This window comes from Staphylococcus sp. HMSC056G08 (genome assembly GCF_001812305.1).
Classification (GTDB): domain Bacteria; phylum Bacillota; class Bacilli; order Staphylococcales; family Staphylococcaceae; genus Staphylococcus; species Staphylococcus simulans.
Map to the genome: position 1 here is coordinate 23,566 of NZ_KV808449.1, position 20,038 is coordinate 43,603.

The window sequence follows — 20,038 nt, forward strand, 5'->3', positions numbered from 1 at the left end:
CGTCTACACTCCTAAATATTTTAATACAAATAATATAACCGCAATTGGAATCAATGAACCGATAAGCAAAGTATCTTTCCAATGCCATTCTAATTTACGGAAACTTGTACGTTTTGATTTTACATCATATCCACGTACTTCCATCGCAATTGCTAAATCTTCTGCACGTTGAAAGGCAGAAATAAATAGTGGAATCAGTAATGGAATAAATGCTTTGATTCTTTGTCCCATTGAACCTGAACTGATTTCAGATCCTCGTGATTTTTGCGCTAAAATAATTTTATCTAACTCTTCCATTAACGTTGGGATGAAACGTAGCGCAATGGACATCATCATGCTTAATTGTTGTACAGGGACTTTTACAACTTTAAGCGGCGATAAAATTTTATCAAAGGCATCTGTTAATGCGATCGGATTCGTTGTTAAAGTCATAATCGTTGAAGCCATCATAATGAACATCAACCGCATAGATATAAAGATCCCTTCTTTGATACCACCTGAATCAATCGAAATAAATTTCCAGCTGAACAACGTCGTTCCGCCTTTAGTTAAAAACAAATGCATTAAAAACGTAAAAATTAAAAAGAACAGTATTGGGGTTAAGCCTTTTAATAAATAAAACAGCTTGATTTTACCACAATACATAAATATCAATAACACTAACAACATCCACCCATACATCGGGAAGCTATGACAGAAAAAGACTAAGACAATATAGAAAAAGACAAATGCTAATTTAGCTCTAGGATCCATACGATGTACTATCGAATCCAGAGGTAAATAGCGACCAATGATAAATTTATTTTTCATTTCGCTGCCACTCCCTATAGAGTTCAATAAACTCTTCGTCAGTTAATGCTGTATCAGATAGTTTAGTCTGATGTTTGTGTTCAAAGTCTCTTTGTAGTTGCACAATGTCTGGTAAATCCAATGAATAATCATTAATACGCTCGGAATCACTGAATAATGCTCTTGGTGTCCCCTCATATACAAGCGTTCCTTTTTGTAAGACTTTAATACGATCTGCATATTGTGCAACGTCATTCATGTCATGAGTTACCAATACGATAGTCTTTCCTTCCTGCTGCAACTGTTTTAGTAAACCCATCACTTGCTTTCGACTGTGTGGATCTAAGCCTGCTGTCGGTTCATCTAACACAATGATGTCTGGATCCATCGCAAGAATTGAAACAATCGCAATTTTACGCATTTGTCCTCCAGACATTTGAAAGGGTGATTTGTTCATCACATCGCGATCAAAACCTAATTTCATCAGTAAGCGATATGCATAGTCCTTTACCTTGTCTAAGTTCATATTGAAATTTTTGGGACCGAACAGAATCTCACGCTCTACACTATCTTCAAAGAGTTGTGATTCTGGAAATTGAAAGACAAGCCCTACACGTTGTCTCATAGGGCGAATCGCTTTATCCTTAGTCTTTGCCTTCAGAATTAAATCATCAAGCGCTACGGTGCCGTAAGAGGGCTTTAACAAGCCATTAAAATGTTGGATTAATGTAGATTTGCCTGAACCTGTCTGACCAATAATCGCATAATAATGTCCTGGTTCAAACTCTGTATTGATTTGATGTAATGCTTCATATTCAAAAGGTGTGCCTTTTTGGTACACATATGTGACGTCGTTAAATTTTATACTCATAAACGTGCCACCAGTGCATCATATGTCAGAAACTCAGACGGGTTACCAAGCAATGAATTAATGCGCATTGGAAATGGTAAATCTAAACCTATTTCTGTTAATGATGCTCCTTTCTCAAAAATTGCTTCTGGTGTACCTTTTTCATACACCTCTCCACGATTCATCACAATCATATAATCTGAATCTAATGTTTCAGTTAAATCATGTGTAATCGAAATAATCGTTACATTTTTTTCAGTGTTCAAATGTCTGACCAGCTGCATCAGCGATTGTTTGCCTTCAGGATCTAACATAGATGTGGCTTCATCTAAAATAATCACATCAGGACTTAAAACTAATACACCAGCAATCGCAACACGTTGTTTTTGTCCGCCTGATAAGGCTTGTGGTTCATGATTGCGTTGCGCATACATTTCAACTTCTTTTAATACTTGCGGGACAGCTTGATGCATTTCTTCATAAGGGACTTCGAAATTTTCTAAACCGAATGCGACATCATATTGAACTGTAGAGCCCACAAATTGGTTCTCAGGATTTTGAAAGACTATGCCTAGGTGTTGACGAATCTCTGCTAAATTATCAGCTGTCATTGGTTGACCGTTTACAAGAATTTCCCCTTTTTGAAACGGCATCATACCCATCATCAGTTTTGCGATGGTAGATTTACCTGAACCATTATGACCGACAATAGAGGTCCATTTACCTTTAGGGATATTAAATGATAGATTTTTTAATGTGAACCATTCGTCGCCTTGGTATTGAAATGACACGTCATTAAATTCAATAATGTTCTCTGTGTTCAATATGACTCTGTCCCTTCTGTTTATTTTCACTCTACTTATTGTACATGAATATACGATATGTGTATATCCAAGACTATGTATCAAAAGCCCCTGTACCTAAAGAGAGTAAAGGGGCTTCGAAATAAAAAAGCGCGCACCCCATTCAATAATTGAGTTCACGCTTTAAAAAATATTAAGTTCTGTGAATGGGGTACTCTGAGCTAGACAATATTTGTATGTGGCAAACATTATCGTTGCACTCATTTGCTTTATATATTCATAAGTTCAGTGTGTTTACTTGTACAATGATAAGCGCACAATGTCATCACCATCGTGTGCTTCTACTTATCATCGTTGCTTTGTTACAAGTTAAAGTTGGAATTAAACGAATTCGATAATTGCTGCTTCAGCACCGTCTCCGCGACGAGGACCTACTTTAAGTACACGAGTGTATCCGCCTTGGCGTTCTGTGTAACGAGGAGCAATTTCACCGAATAATTTTTGTAAAGCTGTTTGTGTAGTTTCATCTTCGTTTAAGATTTCAACATCACGAACGATTCTAGCTGCTTGACGACGTGAAGCTAAATCTCCTTTTTTACCTAAAGTGATTAATTTATCAACCACACCGCGTAATTCTTTAGCGCGAGCTTCAGTTGTTTCAATACGCTCATTAACGATTAATGAAGTAGCTAAGTCACGTAACATTGCTTTACGTTGATCAGATGTACGACCTAATTTTCTGTAACCCATGAGTTAACCTCCTTTACCTTTATCAATCTTCTTTTCTTAGACCTAAACCTAAGTCTTCAAGTTTGTATTTTACTTCTTCTAAAGATTTACGACCTAAATTACGTACTTTCATCATATCTGCTTCAGATTTGTCAGCCAATTCTTGAACGCTGTTGATGCCTGCACGTTTTAGACAGTTATAAGAACGTACTGATAAGTCTAATTCTTCGATAGACATTTCAAGTACTTTTTCTTTTTGATCTTCTTCTTTCTCAATCATGATTTCAGCGTTTTTCGCTTCATCAGTGAGTCCAACAAAGATGTTCAAGTGTTCAGTCATAATTTTTGCTGCTAATGAAACTGATTCTTGTGGAGTGATTGATCCATCAGTCCATACATCTAATGTTAATTTATCAAAGTCACTGCTTTGACCTACACGAGTATTTTCTACTGTATAGTTAACTCTTTCTACTGGTGAGTATAAAGAGTCTACTGGTATAACACCAATTGGTAAATCACTAGTATTATTTTGTTCAGCTAATGCGTAACCTCTACCCTTATTCGCAACAAGACGGATTTTTAAATGTCCACCTTTAGCAACTGTAGCAATTTTAAGCTCTGGGTTTAAAATTTCAACATCACTATCATGAGTAATGTCAGCTGCAGTTACTTCGCCTTCATCTTTAACATCGATTTCTAATGTTTTATCTTCTTCAGAATAAATTTTAAGAGCTAGTTTCTTAATATTCATAATGATTGTAGATACGTCTTCAACCACATTTTCAATTGCTGAGAATTCGTGTAGAACTCCCTCAATTTCGATGTACTTAACGGCTGCACCTGGTAATGAAGATAGTAGGATACGACGTAAGGAGTTTCCTAGCGTAGTGCCATAGCCACGTTCTAGTGGTTCAACAACAAACTTACCGAATTTAGCATCTTCACTAATTTCAATTGTCTCAATTCTAGGTTTTTCAATTTCTATCATTATTTACATATCCTCCTTGGTTACGTCGACTTATAAGATACAGTTTATCTTAGTGATCTGCGGAAAATAACTATTTCTTGACAATAATATTATACGCGACGACGTTTTGGCGGACGGCAACCGTTATGAGGTACTGGAGTAACGTCTCTAATAGCTGTTACTTCTAAGCCTGCTGATTGCAATGCACGGATAGCTGATTCACGGCCTGGACCAGGTCCTTTTACTGTTACTTCTACAGATTTTAAGCCATGTTCCATAGCTGCTTTTGAAGCAGTTTCTGAAGCCATTTGTGCTGCGAATGGTGTAGATTTTTTAGAACCTTTGAAACCAAGCGCACCTGCTGATGACCATGATAATGCGTTACCAAATTCATCAGTGATTGTTACGATTGTATTGTTGAAAGTTGAACGAATGTGAGCCACACCGTTTTCAACATTCTTTTTCACTCTGCGTTTACGAGATACTTGTTTACGTGCCATTAATATTTTCCTCCTTTACCTATTATTTTTTCTTGTTAGCTACAGTTTTAACTGGGCCTTTACGTGTACGAGCATTGTTTTTAGTTTTTTGACCGCGAACTGGTAAGCCACGACGGTGACGGATACCACGGTAAGATGAGATTTCCATTAAACGTTTGATGTTTAAGTTTTGCTCACGACGTAAGTCACCTTCTACTTTGTAGCTGTCTACAACTTCACGAAGACGACCTAATTCATCGTCAGTTAATTCGTTAGTACGAGTTTGTGGAGAAACTCCAGCTTCTGCTACGATTTTTTCAGCAGTTGATTTACCAATACCGTAAATATAAGTTAATGAAATTACAACGCGTTTTTCGCGTGGAATATCGACTCCTGCAATACGTGCCATATTATTTTACACCTCTCTTTTATTAACCTTGTCTTTGTTTGTGTTTCGGATTTTCACAAATGATCATTACTTTACCTTTACGTTTAATGACTTTACATTTTTCGCAAATAGGTTTTACTGATGGTCTTACTTTCATTTTAATACCTCCCTGTAATAATGGAGTGACGAATTATTTATAACGATAAGTGATTCTTCCGCGAGTTAAATCATACGGAGACATTTCTACTGTTACTTTGTCGCCAGGTAGAATACGAATATAATTCATTCTAATTTTACCACTCACATGTGCTAAAATTTCATGACCATTTTCTAATTCTACTTTAAACATTGCATTTGGTAAAGTATCTGTTACTGTACCTTCTAATTCAATTACATCTTGTTTTGCCATTAGAACAATTCCCCCTTTTGCATTATTAGTTAATGTCTATTGGAAAATGTTAGACATACTGCCCTTGTATCATTACGTTGAACAAAAATCGGGAATCATTATCGTTATGCTGTCACTCATAATTCGTTAGGCTGAGAGACAAACAATATCAGACTGCCTTCATTCAACATACAAGCAGCAATGTTGAATTACTTAAGATCTTCCAAGATATCGATAACTGAGCCAGTTACTTCTTGGATATCTTTAGAACCGTCAACGTTTTTCAAAACGCCTTCTTTATCATAGTATTCTAAGATAGGTTTAGACTGTTTTACGTTAACTTCTAAACGTTTTGCAACTGTTTCTGGATTGTCATCTTCACGTTGGTATAATTTACCGCCATCAAGATCACAAACACCATCCACTTTTGGAGGATTGAACACAAGATGATAAGTTGTTCCGCAAACTTCACAAACGCGACGTCCAGTCAAACGATTCATGAGTTCTTCTTCCGGAACTTCAATATTAATAACTGCATCAATCTTTCTGCCAAGTTCTGTCATGATTTTACTTAATGCTTCTGCTTGTTCAAGTGTACGTGGGAAACCATCTAATAAAAATCCTTTTTTCGCATCGTCTTCAGAAAGTCTTTCTTTAACGATACCCACAGTTACTTCATCAGGTACAAGTTCGCCACGGTCCATATAAGACTTAGCTTCTTTACCTAATTCAGTTTCATCTTTGATAGCTTTTCTAAACATATCACCTGTAGATATATGCGGAATAGGGAATTTCTTAACAATTTCACTCGCTTGAGTTCCTTTACCTGCGCCAGGTAAACCCATTAAGATGATATTCATATTGCCCTCCTACAAATTATCTACCACCAAAGCCTTTATATTCTTTTTGGTTAACTTGTGCTTCCAAGCTCTTCATAGTTTCGATTGCAACACCGATAACGATCAATAAGCTTGTACCGCCGACTTGAATCGATTGCGGTAAGTTCATAAATTTAGTAGCAAGAATCGGTAAAATAGCGATAACTGCTAAGAAGATAGAACCTACAAAAGTTAAACGATATAAAACTTTGGTAATATACTTTTTAGTTTTTTCACCAGGTCTGATACCCGGTACATAACTGCCTTGTTTCTTAAGGTTGTCAGCCATTTTTTCTGGATTAACTTGAACAAATGCATAGAAATAAGTGAATGCAATGATCAAGATAATATAAATTACCATTCCGATGTTACTTGATGGATTGGCTGTATTGGCAATTTGCTGCGCCCAGTCAGCTTTAGGGAAGAACATTGTTAATGTTCTCGGTAACAAGAAGAATGCCATAGCAAAGATAACCGGGATAACCCCTGCTGAGTTAACTTTCAACGGCAAATACGTTGCATTTCGTCCTAAACGCTGAGCGGATTGTTTTTTCGCATATTGAATAGGTATCTTACGAACAGCTTGTAATACGTACACAGCACCCATTGTTAGTAAAATCAAACCAATAACTAGCCCTGCTACTTGCAACCATGCGATTGTTGTATCACTTTGCCCTACAAAGGCTTGTTGATAGAACTGAATCAGTGATGATGGCAAAGTAGACAAGATACCGGCGAAGATAATAATGGAAATACCATTACCTACACCATATTGTGTTATCTGTTCACCTAACCATAATAAGAAAGCTGTTCCTGCTGTTAATACAATTGCAATCAACAAATAACTCATAGGTGAAGGATCAACAATCAATGCACCTTTAAGATAGTTATTGAATTGGAATGCCATCCCTATTGATTGGATGAATGCCAAAAGTATCGCAAAATAGCGCGTAACGTTGTTTAGTTTCTTACGACCAACGTCACCTTGTTTGGCCCATTCTGTAAACTTAGGAACTATATCCATTTGCAATAACTGCATAACGATTGAAGCAGTGATGTAGGGCATAATACCCATTGCAAAAATGGAAAAGTTCTTCAAGGCTCCCCCACCGAATGTATTCAATAGATCAGTGACACCTTGAGAACCTTGTTGACTTTCAAACGCTGCTGGATTGACTCCAGGCGCTGGTATATAAGTACCTATTTTAAAAATAACTAGCATTGCGAGCGTAAAAAAGATCTTGTTTCGCACTTCTTTTGTTTTAAAGAAGTTTACGAATGTGTCAAACATTAGATCACCTCGTGTGCTCCACCTTTAGCATCAATTGCTTCAGCTGCAGATGCAGAGAATTTATGTGCTTTTACTGTTAATTTTTTCTCTAGAGAACCATTACCTAATACTTTGATACCCGCTTTTGCGTTTTTAACTACGCCTGTTTCGATTAAAAGTTCAGGAGTAACTTCTGTACCTTCTTCAAAACGGTTTAATTGGTCTAAATTCACAACTGCGTATTCTTTACGGTTGATGTTTGTGAAACCGCGTTTAGGGATACGACGGAATAATGGTAATTGACCACCTTCGAAACCTGGTCTTACTTTACCACCTGAACGTGCTTTTTGACCTTTTTGACCACGTCCACTTGTTTTACCATTACCTGTAGCAGCACCACGACCTACGCGGTTGCGTTCTTTACGTGATCCTTCTGCTGGATGTAAATCATGTAATTTCATTACGGCACCTCCTTATATATTATCTAATTATGCGTCTAATTCTTCAACTTTTAGCAAGTGACTTACTTTGTTCACTTGTCCACGGATAGCTGGGTTGTCTTCTACAACTACTGTAGAGTTAGTTTTTTTCAAACCTAATGCTTCAACAGTTTTACGTTGTGTTTCTGGACGACCAATAACACTACGTGTGAGGGTAATTTGTAATTTAGCCATTATTCATTTTCCCTCCTTAATTGTATAATTCTTCTACTGATTTGCCGCGTAATTTCGCAACTTCTTCAGCACTTTTTAGATTTTCTAAACCATTGATTGTAGCACGAACCATGTTAATTGGTGTGTTAGAACCTAATGACTTACTTAAGATATCAGTGATACCTGCTAACTCTAATACGGCACGAACTGGTCCACCGGCGATAACCCCAGTACCAGGTGCTGCTGGTTTCAATAATACACTTCCTGAACCGAAACGGCCAGTGATTGTGTGTGGTGTTGTACCTTCAACACGGTTTACAGATACTAATTCTTTTTTAGCAGCTTCTACCGCTTTTTTGATCGCTTCTGGTACCTCTTGTGCTTTACCTGTACCGAATCCAACACGACCATTTTTGTCTCCAACTACTACTAATGCAGTGAAACGGAAACGACGTCCACCTTTTACAACTTTCGCAACACGGTTAATCGTAACAACGCGTTCTTCAAATTCTTTGTTTTCTTCATCTCTGCGAGCCATTATTTGTCCCTCCTTTTATGATTAAAATTCTAAGCCATTTTCACGTGCTGCATCTGCTAATGCTTTAACACGTCCATGGTATAAGTAACCTCCACGGTCGAAGACGATTGCAGTGATACCTTTATCAACTGCTTTCTTAGCGATTACTTCGCCCACTTTGGCTGATAATTCAACTTTTGAACCAGTTTCATTTTCGAAATCTTTATCTTGAGTTGATGCTTGAGCTAAAGTTACGCCTTTAGTATCATCAATGATTTGTGCATAGATGTGTTTGTTAGAACGATATACGTTTAAACGTGGTTTTTCAGAAGTACCAGTTAAGTTAGTACGTACACGTGCATGTCTTTTTAAGCGTACTTTATTTTTATCAATTTTGCTGATCATGCTTTATTCTCCTTTCATTAGAGAGTTATTTATTATTTACCAGTTTTACCTTCTTTACGACGAACATATTCGCCTTGGTAACGGATACCTTTACCTTTATAAGGTTCTGGTGGTCTTACGGCACGGATTTTAGATGCTGTAGCACCAACTAATTCTTTAGAAATACCTTCAACTTTAACTGTTGTGTTTTTCTCAACTGTGAATGTGATACCATCTTCTGGTTTGAATTCAACTGGGTGAGAATAACCAACGTTAAGTACTAAGTTGCTACCTTGCAATTGTGCACGGTAACCAACACCGATAAGTTCTAAAGTTTTTTCGAAACCTTTAGCTACACCTTGTACCATATTGTTAATTAACGCACGAGTTGTTCCATGAACTGTTCTGTCTTTTTGAGAATCAGATGGACGTACAACTTCTAATGTGTTGTCTTCTAATTTGTAAGTCATGCTAGAATCCATAGTACGTGATAATTCACCTTTAGGACCTTTTACTGTAACTGTATTACCTTTGATGTCTACTGTAACATCGCTAGGAATTTCAATAATTTTCTTACCTACACGGCTCATTTACGGGCACCTCCTTAATTATTTATTACCAAACGTATGCTAATACTTCTCCGCCTACGTTACGTTTTCTTGCTTCTCTGTCAGTTACGATACCTTCAGATGTTGAAACTAATGCGATACCTAAACCGTTTAATACTTTAGGTACTTCGTCAGCTTTAGCATAGACACGTAAACCTGGTTTAGAAATACGTTTTAAGCCTGTGATAACGCGTTCGTTGTTTTGACCATATTTAAGGAATAAACGTAAAACACCTTGTTTATCATCTTCTACGAACTCAACGTTTTTAATGAAACCTTCATTTTTAAGGATTTCAGCAATTTGTTTTTTAATATTTGACGCAGGCAACTCGATTTTTTCATGACGCACCATGTTTGCGTTTCTTACACGAGTTAGCATATCTGCGATTGGATCTGACATTGTCATAGATTGTTGCCTCCTTTCAAGACTCTCTTTAATTACCAGCTAGCTTTACGAACGCCAGGGATTTGACCTTTATAAGCTAATTCACGGAAACAGATACGGCATAATTTAAATTTGCGGTATACAGAATGTGGGCGTCCACAGCGTTCACAACGAGTGTATTCGCGCACTGGGAATTTTTGCTTTTTAGCTTGTTTTACAACCATTGATTTTTTAGCCACTTAATTAGCCTCCTTTATATTAGAGCTTACTTTTGAAATGGCATACCGAATTGAGTTAACAATGCACGGGCTTCTTCGTCAGTGTTAGCAGTTGTAACAATAACGATATCCATTCCTCTTACTTTACTTACTTTATCATAATCGATTTCTGGGAAAATTAATTGTTCTTTGATACCTAATGTGTAGTTACCGCGACCGTCGAATGCTTTTTTAGAAACACCATGGAAGTCACGTACACGTGGTAATGATACTGAGATTAATTTATCAAGGAATTCATACATTCTTTCTCCGCGAAGAGTAACTTTTGCTCCGATTGGCATACCTTCACGTAAACGGAATGTTGCTACTGATTTTTTAGCTTTTGTGATTAATGGTTTTTGACCTGTAATTAATGTTAACTCTTCAACAGCATTGTCTAATACTTTAGAGTTTTGAACAGCGTCACCTACACCCATGTTCACAACGATTTTATCGATTTTAGGTACTTCCATTACTGAACTATAGTTGAATTCTTTCATTAAGTTCTCAGTAACTTCTGTATTGAATTTTTCTTTTAAACGGCTCAAAGTGGATCCTCCTTTCAACTAGTTATTAATTATTAGATTTGATTTCTTCGCCTGATTTTTTAGCGATACGAACTTTTTTACCATCAACAAATTTGTAACCTACACGAGTTGGTTCATTTGTTTTTGGGTCCAATAATTGTACGTTAGAAACATGAATAGCTGCTTCAGTTTCTAAGATTCCACCTTCTGGATTAAATTGAGTCGGTTTTTGGTGCTTTTTAATGATGTTCACACCTTCCACAACGACACGGTCTTTTTTAGGTTCTGTTGCTTGTACAACACCTGTTTTACCTTTATCTTTACCTGAGATAACGATTACGTTGTCACCTTTTTTGATATGCATGTGGGCACCTCCTTAGATTTTATTTATTAAAATTATAGTACTTCTGGTGCTAATGAAATAATTTTCATGTAGTTGCTGTCACGTAATTCACGAGCTACTGGTCCGAAGATACGAGTACCGCGTGGACTCTTGTCGTCACGAATAACTACACATGCATTTTCATCAAATTTGATGTAAGAACCGTCTTTACGACGTACTCCTGATTTAGTACGTACTACAACAGCTTTAACAACTTCACCTTTTTTAACAACGCCTCCTGGTGTAGCATTTTTAACAGTACACACAATTACGTCGCCGATGTTCGCTGTTTTACGACCAGATCCGCCTAATACTTTGATTGTTAGAACTTCACGAGCACCTGAGTTGTCAGCTACTTTCAAGCGTGTTTCTTGTTGGATCATGAATTAAACCTCCCTTATCTTTAAATGATTAAATAATAACTGATTCTTCAACAATTTCTACTAAACGAAAACGTTTTGTTGCTGATAAAGGACGAGTTTCTTGAATCTTAACGATGTCTCCTAATTTAGCTGAATTGTTTTCATCATGAGTTTTATATTTTTTAGAATATTTTACTCGTTTACCATATAATTTATGAGTTTTGTAAGTCTCTACAAGTACAGTTACAGTTTTATCCATTTTGTCTGATACGACTCTACCTACATAAACTTTACGATCATTTCTTTCGCTCACTTTTGTAACCTCCTCTTTCAATTATTATTGATTAGCCTTACTTTGTTCAATTTCTCTTTCACGAGCAACAGTTTTTAGACGTGCAATCGTTTTTCTTACTGTACGAATACGTGCAGTTTCCTCTAATTGTCCTGTAGCTAACTGAAAGCGTAGGTTAAAAAGTTCTTCTTTTGAAGATTTGATTTGCTCTTCGATTTCTGAAGTGGTTAAGTCTCTAATTTCCTTAGCTTTCATTTGATTCACCACCCAATTCTTCACGTTTTACAAACTTAGATTTAACTGGAAGTTTGTGACTTGCTAAACGTAATGCTTCGCGTGCAACTTCTTCTGACACGCCTGCAACTTCAAATAAGATTCTACCTGGTTTAACTACTGCGATCCAGCCTTCTACTGCACCTTTACCAGCACCCATACGTACTTCTAAAGGTTTTTTAGTATATGGTGTATGAGGGAAGATTTTAATCCAAACTTTCCCGCCACGTTTCATATAACGAGTCATCGCAATACGAGCAGATTCGATTTGACGAGATGTGATCCAAGAAGTTGTAGTAGCTTGTAATCCATACTCACCAAATGTTACAAAGTTACCGCCTTTAGAACGTCCTTTTGTGTTTGGACGATGTTGACGACGATATTTAACGCGTTTTGGTAGCAACATTATTATTTTCCTCCTTCACTATTGTTCTTAGTAGGAAGAACTTCTCCACGATAGATCCATACTTTAACTCCAAGTTTACCGTATGTTGTATCAGCTTCAGCATGTGCGTAGTCAATGTCAGCACGTAATGTGTGAAGTGGAACAGTTCCTTCTGAATATTGTTCAGCACGAGCGATGTCAGCTCCGCCTAAACGACCTGAAACTTGAGTTTTAACACCTAAAGCTCCTAGTTTCATAGCTCTTTGAATAGCTTGTTTTTGTACACGACGGAATGATGCACGGTTTTCTAATTGACGAGCGATGTTCTCAGCAACTAAACGAGCATCTAAATCAACTTTTTTGATTTCGATCACGTTAATGTGTACACGTTTGTTAGTTAAGTTATTTAATTTGTTACGAAGTTTTTCAATTTCTGAACCGCCTTTACCAATTACCATACCTGGTTTACCAGTGTGGATTGCAATATTGATACGGTTAGCAGCACGTTCGATTTCTACGTGAGAAACTGATGCTTCTTTTAATTCGTTATCGATGAACTTACGGATTTTTAAATCTTCATGTAATAAAGTAGCGAAATCTTTTTCAGCATACCATTTAGCGTCCCAATCACGGATAACACCAACACGAAGTCCGATTGGATTAATTTTTTGACCCACAGTATTCCCTCCTTAGATAGTTTATTAAGCTTCTTTAGCTTCTTCTTTGCCGTCACTTACGACAATTGTAATGTGGCTTGTACGTTTGTTAATTGCACTTGCGCGTCCTTGAGCACGTGGACGGAAACGTTTTAAAGTTGGTCCTTCGTTAGCATATGCTTCTTTAACAACTAATTCATCTGTATTCATGTCATAGTTGTGCTCTGCATTAGCTAAAGCGGACATTAATAATTTTTCAACAACTGGTGATGATGCTTTGTTAGTTAATTTTAAAATAGCAACAGCTTCACCAACGTTTTTGCCTCTGATTAAGTCTAAAACTAATCTGACTTTACGAGGTGCGATTCTGATAGTTCTAGCAACCGCTTTTGCTTCCATTTGGTCTTCCTCCTCTACTTAATAGAAAGTATTTATCTTCTTGTTTTTTTGTCGTCTGCAGCATGTCCTTTGAATGTACGAGTTGGAGCAAATTCACCTAATTTGTGACCAACCATATCTTCAGTTACATAAACAGGTACATGTTTACGTCCATCGTATACTGCAAAAGTAATACCGATGAAGTTAGGGAAAATAGTTGAACGACGTGACCAAGTTTTAATCACAGTTTTTTTCTGATTACCTTCTTGCGCTTCCACTTTTTTCATCAAGTGGTCATCGACGAAAGGTCCTTTTTTAATACTACGAGCCATTATGGCGCCTCCCTTCTTATTATGTGCGTGCAGCGATTACGCCGCACACCCAAATAAGTTGTTATTATTTTCTTTTACGTCTACGTACGATAAGTTTATCTGATGATTTTTTACCGCGACGAGTTTTCTTACCAAGAGTTGGTTTACCCCATGGTGACATTGGTGATGGCATACCGATTGGAGCACGACCTTCACCACCACCGTGTGGGTGATCGTTAGGGTTCATTACAGAACCACGAACTGTTGGACGGATACCTTTCCAACGAGAACGTCCGGCTTTACCAACGTTAACAAGTTCATGTTGTAAGTTACCAACTTGACCTACAGTTGCACGGCAAGTTGAAAGAATCATACGAACCTCACCTGAGCGAAGTCTTACTAATACGTATTTACCTTCTTTACCAAGTACTTGAGCACTTGCACCTGCTGAACGTGCGATTTGTCCGCCACGGCCAGGTTTTAATTCGATATTGTGAACTACAGTACCTACTGGAATGTTAGCTAATGGTAAAGCGTTACCTACTTTAATGTCAGCTTCTTCACCATTTTCTACTGTTTGTCCTACAACCAAACCTTTTGGAGCGATGATGTAACGTTTTTCACCATCTGCATATACTAACAATGCAATGTTAGCTGAACGGTTTGGATCGTATTGGATAGAATCAACTTTTGCTGGGATCCCATCTTTGTTACGTTTGAAATCAATAACACGGTATTGACGTTTGTGTCCGCCACCATGATGGCGTACTGTCATTTTACCTTGGTTGTTGCGTCCCGCTTTTTTCGGTAGCGGTTGTAATAATGACTTTTCTGGAGTCGTTTTTGTGATTTCAGCGAAATCCAATGAAGTCATATTACGACGACCATTTGTAATCGGCTTATAATGTTTAAGAGCCATTGTCGCTTACCTCCTTATTGGTAATTTTATTTTTTAGTTGAATAGATCGATTGATCCTTCTTTAAGTGTAACGATCGCTTTGCGTCTTCTGTTTGTATAGCCTTGGTAACGGCCCATACGTTTTTTCTTAGCTTTGTAGTTGACGATATTTACTTTGTCTACTTTAACATCGAAAATTTCTTCAACTGCAATTTTAACTTGTGTTTTATTCGCACGTGTATCTACATCAAAAGTGTATTTGTCTTCAGCCATTGCTTCTGAAGATTTTTCTGTGATTACGGGGCGCTTAAGAACGTCTCTTGCTTCCATTATCCGAGCACCTCCTCAACTTTTTTAGCAGCTGCTTCTGTAATTAATACACTGTCAGCGCTAGTGATGTCTAATACGTTTAAACCAGTTACAGTAGTGATTTGAACACCAGGAATGTTACGTGCTGATAATTCAACATTTACATCTTCTGATTCAGTAACTACTAAAACTTTTTTAGGTAATTCTAAGTTTGATAATACTTTAGTGAATTCTTTAGTTTTTGGTGCTTCTAAACCGAAAGCATCAATAATTTTGAATTCATTTTCTTGTACTTTGAAAGATAATGCAGAACGTAATGCTAAACGACGCATTTTCTTAGGCATTTTGTATGCATAGCTTCTTGGAGTCGGTCCGAATACGATACCGCCACCACGCCATTGTGGAGCACGGATAGTACCTTGACGCGCACGTCCTGTACCTTTTTGTCTCCATGGTTTACGTCCACCGCCGCGTACTGCTGAACGGTTTTTTACCGAATGCGTACCTTGGCGTAATGAAGCACGTTGTAAGTTAATTGCTTCGAAAAGAACATCTTTGTTTGGTTCAATTGCGAATACAGCATCGCTTAATTCAACTGAACCTGCTTTTGATCCGTCTACTTTTAATACATCATAATTTGCCATTATGCATTTTCCTCCTTTCGTTAATTAATTATTTGTTACCTTTTTTAATTGAAGTTTTGATTTCTACTAATCCTTTTTTAGGACCAGGCACATTACCTTTAACTAAGATAACGTTGTTTTCTGTATCGATTTGTACAACTTCTAAGTTTTGTACTGTCACTGTGTTGCCACCCATACGACCTGGCATTTTGTGACCTTTAAATACTTTAGATGCGTCAGATGCCATACCTACAGAACCTGGCGCTCTGTGGAAATGAGAACCGTGAGACATTGGTCCACGACCGTGGCCATGACGTTTGATATTGCCTTGGAAACCTTTACCTTTAGATACTCCAGTTACGTCAATGATGTCCCCAGCTTCAAATGTATCAACTGAGACTTCTTGACCTACTTCGTATTCATCAACATTGATGTTTCTGAATTCACGAATGAAGCGCTTAGGAGCTGTGTCAGCTTTTTTAGCGTGACCTTCAGCTGGTTTATTAGCATATTTATTTGACTTGCTGTCTTTTTTGTATGCTTGTTTGTCTTCAAAACCTACTTGGATAGCGTTGTAACCGTCTACCTCTTCAGTTTTCTTTTGTAATACTACGTTTTGTCCTGCTTCTACTACAGTTACTGGGATTAAGTCTCCGTTTTCACCGAATACTTGTGTCATCCCGATTTTTCTTCCTAAGATTCCTTTGGTCATCGAAAGTCCACCTCCTATGATTTTCTATTATAATTTAATTTCGATGTCTACACCTGATGGTAAGTTTAAGCCCATAAGAGCATCAACAGTTTTTGGTGTAGGGTTAACAATGTCGATTAAACGTTTATGAGTACGTTGTTCGAATTGCTCACGAGAATCTTTGTACTTATGCACCGCACGGATGATAGTGTAAATTGATTTTTCAGTTGGTAATGGAATTGGTCCAGAAACTTCTGCACCAGAACGTTTTGCTGTTTCAACAATTTTCTCAGCTGATTGATCAATTACTCTGTGATCATAAGCTTTTAATCTGATTCTGATTTTTTGTTTTGCCATAATTTTCCCTCCTTATATCGTCTACATTTAGTGATAGACTTCTCCACGAAAACTATCTCACACAACGCCATGGCAAAGCGGCCGGGTGTGTCAGTAACCTTTCGCTTCATCGCGTATTCAAAGTCCAACATTAGATATGTTACACGAATCAGCGCTTAGTTGCAACCATTTCATGTAACTTTTTTTATGTTAGACTTTTTCTCTAACACATACCAGTATATTTTACTGCAAATGATTGCACACTTCAACCCGTATAAAGATTTTTTTCTCTAAGTCTTCATATTTTTTCAATCGACTCACATCCTATATAATAGTAAATGAATGGTGGTGATTAAAAGTGAAACATAGTACAAGAATCGCATTAATCATTATAAGCATTATCTTGCTGCTCTCTGAACTTTTATATGGCATTCCTTTCTTAGGAGGTTCTATCATCGTTTCATTTGGTTGGCAGCCATTAATCATTAATGCTTTCTTCTATTTATTACTCGTTATCGCATTATTAGCTGACAGCCAAAGTACAATTCGTCCTATGGTCATTATTCCTTTATTAGGAATCGCTGGTTCGTTTATCGCAATTGTTCCTTTTGTCGGAATGATTGTACATTGGATTTTATTCTTCTTAATGTTGTTCTTCTTGTTTATTGTCATGAGCACTCCTATTTATATGCCAAATCGAAATGCGAGAGCTGTTTATGATGAACATGGACGTCGAATTAAATAAGTTATAGATAAATACCGGCAGATCTGTCGGTATCTTTTTATATTTACAAGTAATTTTATGAGTTTCTTCCTATTGTAATGTAAACGCTTCTATTTATATTTATTTTAGAAGTTAAAGGTGTTTGGATTATTAATTTTTAGAAGCGGGTATATTGATAGAGTTCATAATAACGATGAAACATATTGCTTTTTAACTATATTGAATAGAAATAAAGCATGATATAGATAAAAGGAGAAAGAGATATGTATCAAGATTTAGAAAATAAAGTAGTTATTGTCACAGGTAGTGGCAGCGGAATTGGTAAAGCTTACGCTGAAGCGTTTGGTAAAGCAAAAGCGAAAGTTGTTTTAAATTACCGTTCTTCTAAACACGAACCTGAGTTAGAAAAACTCAAAAAAGAAATCGAAGATCACGGTGGACAAGCTTTACCAGTCCAAGGTGATGTTACAAACGAAGAAGATATCATCAGCCTTGTAGAACAAGCCATCAAACATTTTGGCACTTTAGACATTATGATTAATAACGCTGGATTTGAAAATCCTGTTGCTTCACATGAAATGTCTGTTGAAGAGTTCCAAAAAGCACTTGATGTTAACTTAACAGGTGCATTCATCGGTTCAAGAGAAGCTGTTAAATACTTCCTTAAAGAAGATAAAAAAGGAGTAATCATTAATACAGCGAGTGTGCATGACATCATTCCATGGCCTTACTATGTAAATTATTCAGCAAGTAAAGCTGGCCTAAAAAGTATGATGGAAACAATGTCTATGGAATATGCACAATACGGTATCCGCATTAATAACATTTCACCAGGTGCAGTCGTTACAGAGCATACGAAAGAGAAATTCTCTGATCCTGAAACACGTGAAGAAACCCTTAAAATGATTCCTGCAAGAGAAATTGGCGAAACAGAGCAAGTGGCTAACGTTGCTTTATTCTTAGCATCTGATGCAGCAAGTTATATTCACGGCACAACAATTTATGTTGATGGCGGTATGACGAATTACCCTGCGTTCATGGGTGGTAAAGGTTAATATTATCTCTTGCAGTAAGACACTTGCGAATTGTGCAAGTGTCTTTTTTTGATATATAAAAAAACAAGCCCATATCTCATGAGCTTGCTTAATCGTTTGTTTTAACCGTGTACGAATACGAAGTATAAAATGAATAACACCATTAATACATACATAATTGGATGTACTTCTTTATGACGTTTCGTCACTAACATTGTAATTGGATAGAAGATGAAACCACATGCGATACCTGTCGCAATTGAATAAGATAGTGGCATCATAATAATTGTAATGAACGCTGGAACAGCCAATTCAAATTTCTTCCAATCAATTTGTGATAAGTTTCCTGCCATTAATACCCCTACTACAATTAATGCTGGAGCTGTGACTGCACTCGTAACAACAGCCATTAATGGACTGAAGAATAATGCTAATAAGAAACAGACACCTGTTACAATACTCGCAAAACCAGTTCTTGCACCTACAGCAACACCCGATGTTGATTCAATGTATGAAGTCGTTGTTGTTGTACCGAAAATAGAACCTACGATTGTAGCGATAGAATCTGAGAATAACGCACGACCTGCACGAGGTAATTTATTATCTTTCATCATACCTGCTTGTGAAGCCACTGCCACTAATGTTCCTGCTGTATCAAAGAAATCAATGAACAAGAACGTTAAAATAACAATTAAAAATTGTACTGTAAATAATTGACCTGGGTCTTTAAATGCTTCAAATGCTGCACCGAATGTTGGCGCAATACTTGGAATCTTTCCTACTACTGCATGTGGCATTTGAATTAAACCAGTTAATAATCCGCCGGCTGACGTTAAAATCATACCGATAAAGATAGCACCCGGTACTTTTTTAGCATAAAGTACAACCGTTACGATGATACCAAATACTGCTAATAATACTTTACCGTCTGTAATATGGCCTAAAGTTACAAGCGTAGAATCATTATTCACAATAATACCTGCACCTTGTAAACCAACAAAGGTAATAAACAAACCGATACCCGCTGTTACAGCCATTTTCATCTCATACGGTATGGCGTTAATAATGGTCTCCCGGAGTCCTGTTACGGTTAATATCGCAAAGAAGATACCTGAACATAACACACCTGTTAAACCGATTTGCCATGGAATCCCCATTGTTAACACAACAGTAAATGCGAAGAATGCATTCAGTCCCATACCTGGTGCTAATGCGATTGGATATCTAGCAATGAGTCCCATAAATAATGAACCCACAAATGCAGCTAAGGCTGTCGCAACAAATACTGCGCCCTGATCCATCTTCATATCATCTGGGATACCTTTTACACCTGCTAAACTTAAAATCTGCGGGTTAACAGCTAATATGTAAGCCATAGATAAGAAAGTTGTTAAACCGCCTAAAATCTCACGACGATAATTCGTTTGATACTTATCAAATTGGAAATATTTTTTCACTTTAAAGTCTCCTTAAATGAAATACCTTAATATTCTAATCCCTATTCAAAGAAAA

Annotated in this window: 35 protein-coding genes; 2 read left to right on the forward strand and 33 right to left on the reverse strand. The window is 37.1% G+C overall.

All coding sequences use genetic code 11. The annotated features are described in order from the left end of the window. Positions 1-3 precede the first annotated feature (3 nt). From HMPREF2846_RS03460 to rpsJ, 32 genes are all read right to left on the reverse strand, one after another. The gene (locus tag HMPREF2846_RS03460; RefSeq protein ID WP_002479543.1) at positions 4-810 is read right to left on the reverse strand and encodes an energy-coupling factor transporter transmembrane component T family protein; all 807 of its coding nucleotides are present in this window, start codon (positions 808-810) and stop codon (positions 4-6) included. After that, complete coding sequence (locus HMPREF2846_RS03465; protein ID WP_070625736.1) at positions 800-1,660, reverse strand: energy-coupling factor transporter ATPase; 861 nt, start codon at positions 1,658-1,660, stop codon at positions 800-802. Before HMPREF2846_RS03465 ends, HMPREF2846_RS03460 begins: the two co-directional genes overlap by 11 nt. Further along, entirely contained in the window at positions 1,657-2,466 is an 810-nt protein-coding gene (locus tag HMPREF2846_RS03470) for an energy-coupling factor transporter ATPase (protein WP_031262423.1), read from the reverse strand. The genes HMPREF2846_RS03465 and HMPREF2846_RS03470 overlap by 4 nt, the downstream gene beginning before the upstream one ends. 357 nt (positions 2,467-2,823) lie before the next feature. Continuing rightward, complete coding sequence (gene rplQ, locus HMPREF2846_RS03475) at positions 2,824-3,192, reverse strand: 50S ribosomal protein L17 (protein WP_002479546.1); 369 nt, start codon at positions 3,190-3,192, stop codon at positions 2,824-2,826. Positions 3,193-3,214: 22 nt separating this feature from the next. Beyond that, entirely contained in the window at positions 3,215-4,159 is a 945-nt protein-coding gene (locus tag HMPREF2846_RS03480; RefSeq protein WP_002479547.1) for a DNA-directed RNA polymerase subunit alpha, read from the reverse strand. Positions 4,160-4,248: 89 nt separating this feature from the next. Then, positions 4,249-4,638 carry a 30S ribosomal protein S11 gene (gene rpsK / locus HMPREF2846_RS03485; RefSeq protein WP_002479548.1) on the reverse strand — a complete coding sequence of 130 codons (390 nt, stop codon included), beginning with the start codon at positions 4,636-4,638 and terminating at the stop codon, positions 4,249-4,251. 22 nt (positions 4,639-4,660) lie between these two features. After that, the gene (gene rpsM, locus HMPREF2846_RS03490) at positions 4,661-5,026 is read right to left on the reverse strand and encodes a 30S ribosomal protein S13 (RefSeq protein WP_002479549.1); all 366 of its coding nucleotides are present in this window, start codon (positions 5,024-5,026) and stop codon (positions 4,661-4,663) included. Between the two features lie 22 nt (positions 5,027-5,048). Next, complete coding sequence (rpmJ, locus tag HMPREF2846_RS03495) at positions 5,049-5,162, reverse strand: 50S ribosomal protein L36 (protein ID WP_002479550.1); 114 nt, start codon at positions 5,160-5,162, stop codon at positions 5,049-5,051. 33 nt (positions 5,163-5,195) lie between these two features. Beyond that, a complete protein-coding gene (gene infA / locus HMPREF2846_RS03500) occupies positions 5,196-5,414 on the reverse strand; it encodes a translation initiation factor IF-1 (protein WP_002479551.1) in 219 nt (72 codons plus the stop codon). A gap of 188 nt (positions 5,415-5,602) precedes the next feature. Beyond that, on the reverse strand, positions 5,603-6,253 hold the full coding sequence (locus tag HMPREF2846_RS03505) for an adenylate kinase (RefSeq protein WP_002479552.1): 651 nt from the start codon (positions 6,251-6,253) through the stop codon (positions 5,603-5,605). Positions 6,254-6,269: 16 nt separating this feature from the next. Continuing rightward, entirely contained in the window at positions 6,270-7,562 is a 1,293-nt protein-coding gene (secY, locus tag HMPREF2846_RS03510; RefSeq protein WP_002479553.1) for a preprotein translocase subunit SecY, read from the reverse strand. Beyond that, a complete protein-coding gene (gene rplO / locus HMPREF2846_RS03515; protein WP_002479554.1) occupies positions 7,562-8,002 on the reverse strand; it encodes a 50S ribosomal protein L15 in 441 nt (146 codons plus the stop codon). Before rplO ends, secY begins: the two co-directional genes overlap by 1 nt. A gap of 27 nt (positions 8,003-8,029) precedes the next feature. Beyond that, positions 8,030-8,215, reverse strand: coding sequence for a 50S ribosomal protein L30 (rpmD, locus tag HMPREF2846_RS03520; protein WP_002479555.1), 186 nt, complete (start codon positions 8,213-8,215; stop codon positions 8,030-8,032). 16 nt (positions 8,216-8,231) lie between these two features. Then, positions 8,232-8,732: a 30S ribosomal protein S5 gene (rpsE, locus tag HMPREF2846_RS03525; protein ID WP_002479556.1), complete on the reverse strand. Its 501-nt coding sequence runs from the start codon at positions 8,730-8,732 to the stop codon at positions 8,232-8,234. Between the two features lie 21 nt (positions 8,733-8,753). Further along, a complete protein-coding gene (rplR, locus tag HMPREF2846_RS03530) occupies positions 8,754-9,116 on the reverse strand; it encodes a 50S ribosomal protein L18 (protein WP_002479557.1) in 363 nt (120 codons plus the stop codon). Positions 9,117-9,148: 32 nt separating this feature from the next. Continuing rightward, positions 9,149-9,685, reverse strand: a complete 537-nt coding sequence (rplF, locus tag HMPREF2846_RS03535; RefSeq protein WP_070625738.1) for a 50S ribosomal protein L6 — start codon at positions 9,683-9,685, stop codon at positions 9,149-9,151. A gap of 25 nt (positions 9,686-9,710) precedes the next feature. Beyond that, entirely contained in the window at positions 9,711-10,109 is a 399-nt protein-coding gene (rpsH, locus tag HMPREF2846_RS03540) for a 30S ribosomal protein S8 (RefSeq protein WP_002479559.1), read from the reverse strand. 32 nt (positions 10,110-10,141) lie between these two features. After that, positions 10,142-10,327, reverse strand: a complete 186-nt coding sequence (locus HMPREF2846_RS03545; RefSeq protein WP_002479560.1) for a type Z 30S ribosomal protein S14 — start codon at positions 10,325-10,327, stop codon at positions 10,142-10,144. A 26-nt stretch (positions 10,328-10,353) separates the two neighbouring features. Continuing rightward, positions 10,354-10,893 carry a 50S ribosomal protein L5 gene (gene rplE, locus HMPREF2846_RS03550; RefSeq protein ID WP_002479561.1) on the reverse strand — a complete coding sequence of 180 codons (540 nt, stop codon included), beginning with the start codon at positions 10,891-10,893 and terminating at the stop codon, positions 10,354-10,356. A 25-nt stretch (positions 10,894-10,918) separates the two neighbouring features. Next, a complete protein-coding gene (gene rplX / locus HMPREF2846_RS03555; RefSeq protein ID WP_002479562.1) occupies positions 10,919-11,236 on the reverse strand; it encodes a 50S ribosomal protein L24 in 318 nt (105 codons plus the stop codon). 32 nt (positions 11,237-11,268) lie between these two features. After that, complete coding sequence (gene rplN, locus HMPREF2846_RS03560; RefSeq protein WP_002479563.1) at positions 11,269-11,637, reverse strand: 50S ribosomal protein L14; 369 nt, start codon at positions 11,635-11,637, stop codon at positions 11,269-11,271. Positions 11,638-11,665: 28 nt separating this feature from the next. Beyond that, positions 11,666-11,929, reverse strand: coding sequence for a 30S ribosomal protein S17 (gene rpsQ, locus HMPREF2846_RS03565; protein WP_001829723.1), 264 nt, complete (start codon positions 11,927-11,929; stop codon positions 11,666-11,668). 24 nt (positions 11,930-11,953) lie between these two features. Next, positions 11,954-12,163 (reverse strand): 50S ribosomal protein L29, encoded by a 210-nt coding sequence (gene rpmC / locus HMPREF2846_RS03570; RefSeq protein ID WP_000644737.1) that lies wholly within the window; start codon positions 12,161-12,163, stop codon positions 11,954-11,956. Next, positions 12,153-12,587, reverse strand: a complete 435-nt coding sequence (gene rplP / locus HMPREF2846_RS03575) for a 50S ribosomal protein L16 (RefSeq protein WP_002479564.1) — start codon at positions 12,585-12,587, stop codon at positions 12,153-12,155. Before rplP ends, rpmC begins: the two co-directional genes overlap by 11 nt. Before the next feature lie 2 nt (positions 12,588-12,589). Then, positions 12,590-13,243 carry a 30S ribosomal protein S3 gene (gene rpsC, locus HMPREF2846_RS03580; protein WP_002479565.1) on the reverse strand — a complete coding sequence of 218 codons (654 nt, stop codon included), beginning with the start codon at positions 13,241-13,243 and terminating at the stop codon, positions 12,590-12,592. A gap of 24 nt (positions 13,244-13,267) precedes the next feature. After that, positions 13,268-13,621, reverse strand: coding sequence for a 50S ribosomal protein L22 (gene rplV / locus HMPREF2846_RS03585; RefSeq protein ID WP_002479566.1), 354 nt, complete (start codon positions 13,619-13,621; stop codon positions 13,268-13,270). 32 nt (positions 13,622-13,653) lie between these two features. Further along, positions 13,654-13,932: a 30S ribosomal protein S19 gene (gene rpsS, locus HMPREF2846_RS03590; RefSeq protein WP_002479567.1), complete on the reverse strand. Its 279-nt coding sequence runs from the start codon at positions 13,930-13,932 to the stop codon at positions 13,654-13,656. 64 nt (positions 13,933-13,996) lie between these two features. Then, a complete protein-coding gene (rplB, locus tag HMPREF2846_RS03595) occupies positions 13,997-14,830 on the reverse strand; it encodes a 50S ribosomal protein L2 (protein ID WP_002479568.1) in 834 nt (277 codons plus the stop codon). A gap of 33 nt (positions 14,831-14,863) precedes the next feature. Next, the gene (gene rplW / locus HMPREF2846_RS03600) at positions 14,864-15,139 is read right to left on the reverse strand and encodes a 50S ribosomal protein L23 (RefSeq protein WP_002479569.1); all 276 of its coding nucleotides are present in this window, start codon (positions 15,137-15,139) and stop codon (positions 14,864-14,866) included. After that, positions 15,139-15,762, reverse strand: coding sequence for a 50S ribosomal protein L4 (gene rplD / locus HMPREF2846_RS03605; RefSeq protein ID WP_002479570.1), 624 nt, complete (start codon positions 15,760-15,762; stop codon positions 15,139-15,141). Before rplD ends, rplW begins: the two co-directional genes overlap by 1 nt. 28 nt (positions 15,763-15,790) lie before the next feature. Beyond that, positions 15,791-16,453 carry a 50S ribosomal protein L3 gene (rplC, locus tag HMPREF2846_RS03610; RefSeq protein ID WP_023014975.1) on the reverse strand — a complete coding sequence of 221 codons (663 nt, stop codon included), beginning with the start codon at positions 16,451-16,453 and terminating at the stop codon, positions 15,791-15,793. A gap of 27 nt (positions 16,454-16,480) precedes the next feature. Continuing rightward, positions 16,481-16,789 carry a 30S ribosomal protein S10 gene (gene rpsJ, locus HMPREF2846_RS03615; protein WP_002479572.1) on the reverse strand — a complete coding sequence of 103 codons (309 nt, stop codon included), beginning with the start codon at positions 16,787-16,789 and terminating at the stop codon, positions 16,481-16,483. A 337-nt stretch (positions 16,790-17,126) separates the two neighbouring features. On the opposite strand from rpsJ, the gene HMPREF2846_RS03620 reads away from it, so the two are divergent. Both HMPREF2846_RS03620 and HMPREF2846_RS03625 read left to right on the forward strand, forming a co-directional pair. Continuing rightward, positions 17,127-17,513: a hypothetical protein gene (locus HMPREF2846_RS03620; RefSeq protein WP_002479573.1), complete on the forward strand. Its 387-nt coding sequence runs from the start codon at positions 17,127-17,129 to the stop codon at positions 17,511-17,513. Between the two features lie 242 nt (positions 17,514-17,755). Continuing rightward, the gene (locus tag HMPREF2846_RS03625; protein ID WP_070625739.1) at positions 17,756-18,547 is read left to right on the forward strand and encodes a glucose 1-dehydrogenase; all 792 of its coding nucleotides are present in this window, start codon (positions 17,756-17,758) and stop codon (positions 18,545-18,547) included. Positions 18,548-18,648: 101 nt separating this feature from the next. On the opposite strand, the gene HMPREF2846_RS03630 is transcribed toward HMPREF2846_RS03625, so the two are convergent. Then, complete coding sequence (locus HMPREF2846_RS03630; RefSeq protein WP_002479575.1) at positions 18,649-19,983, reverse strand: NCS2 family permease; 1,335 nt, start codon at positions 19,981-19,983, stop codon at positions 18,649-18,651. Between the last annotated feature and the right edge of the window lie 55 nt (positions 19,984-20,038).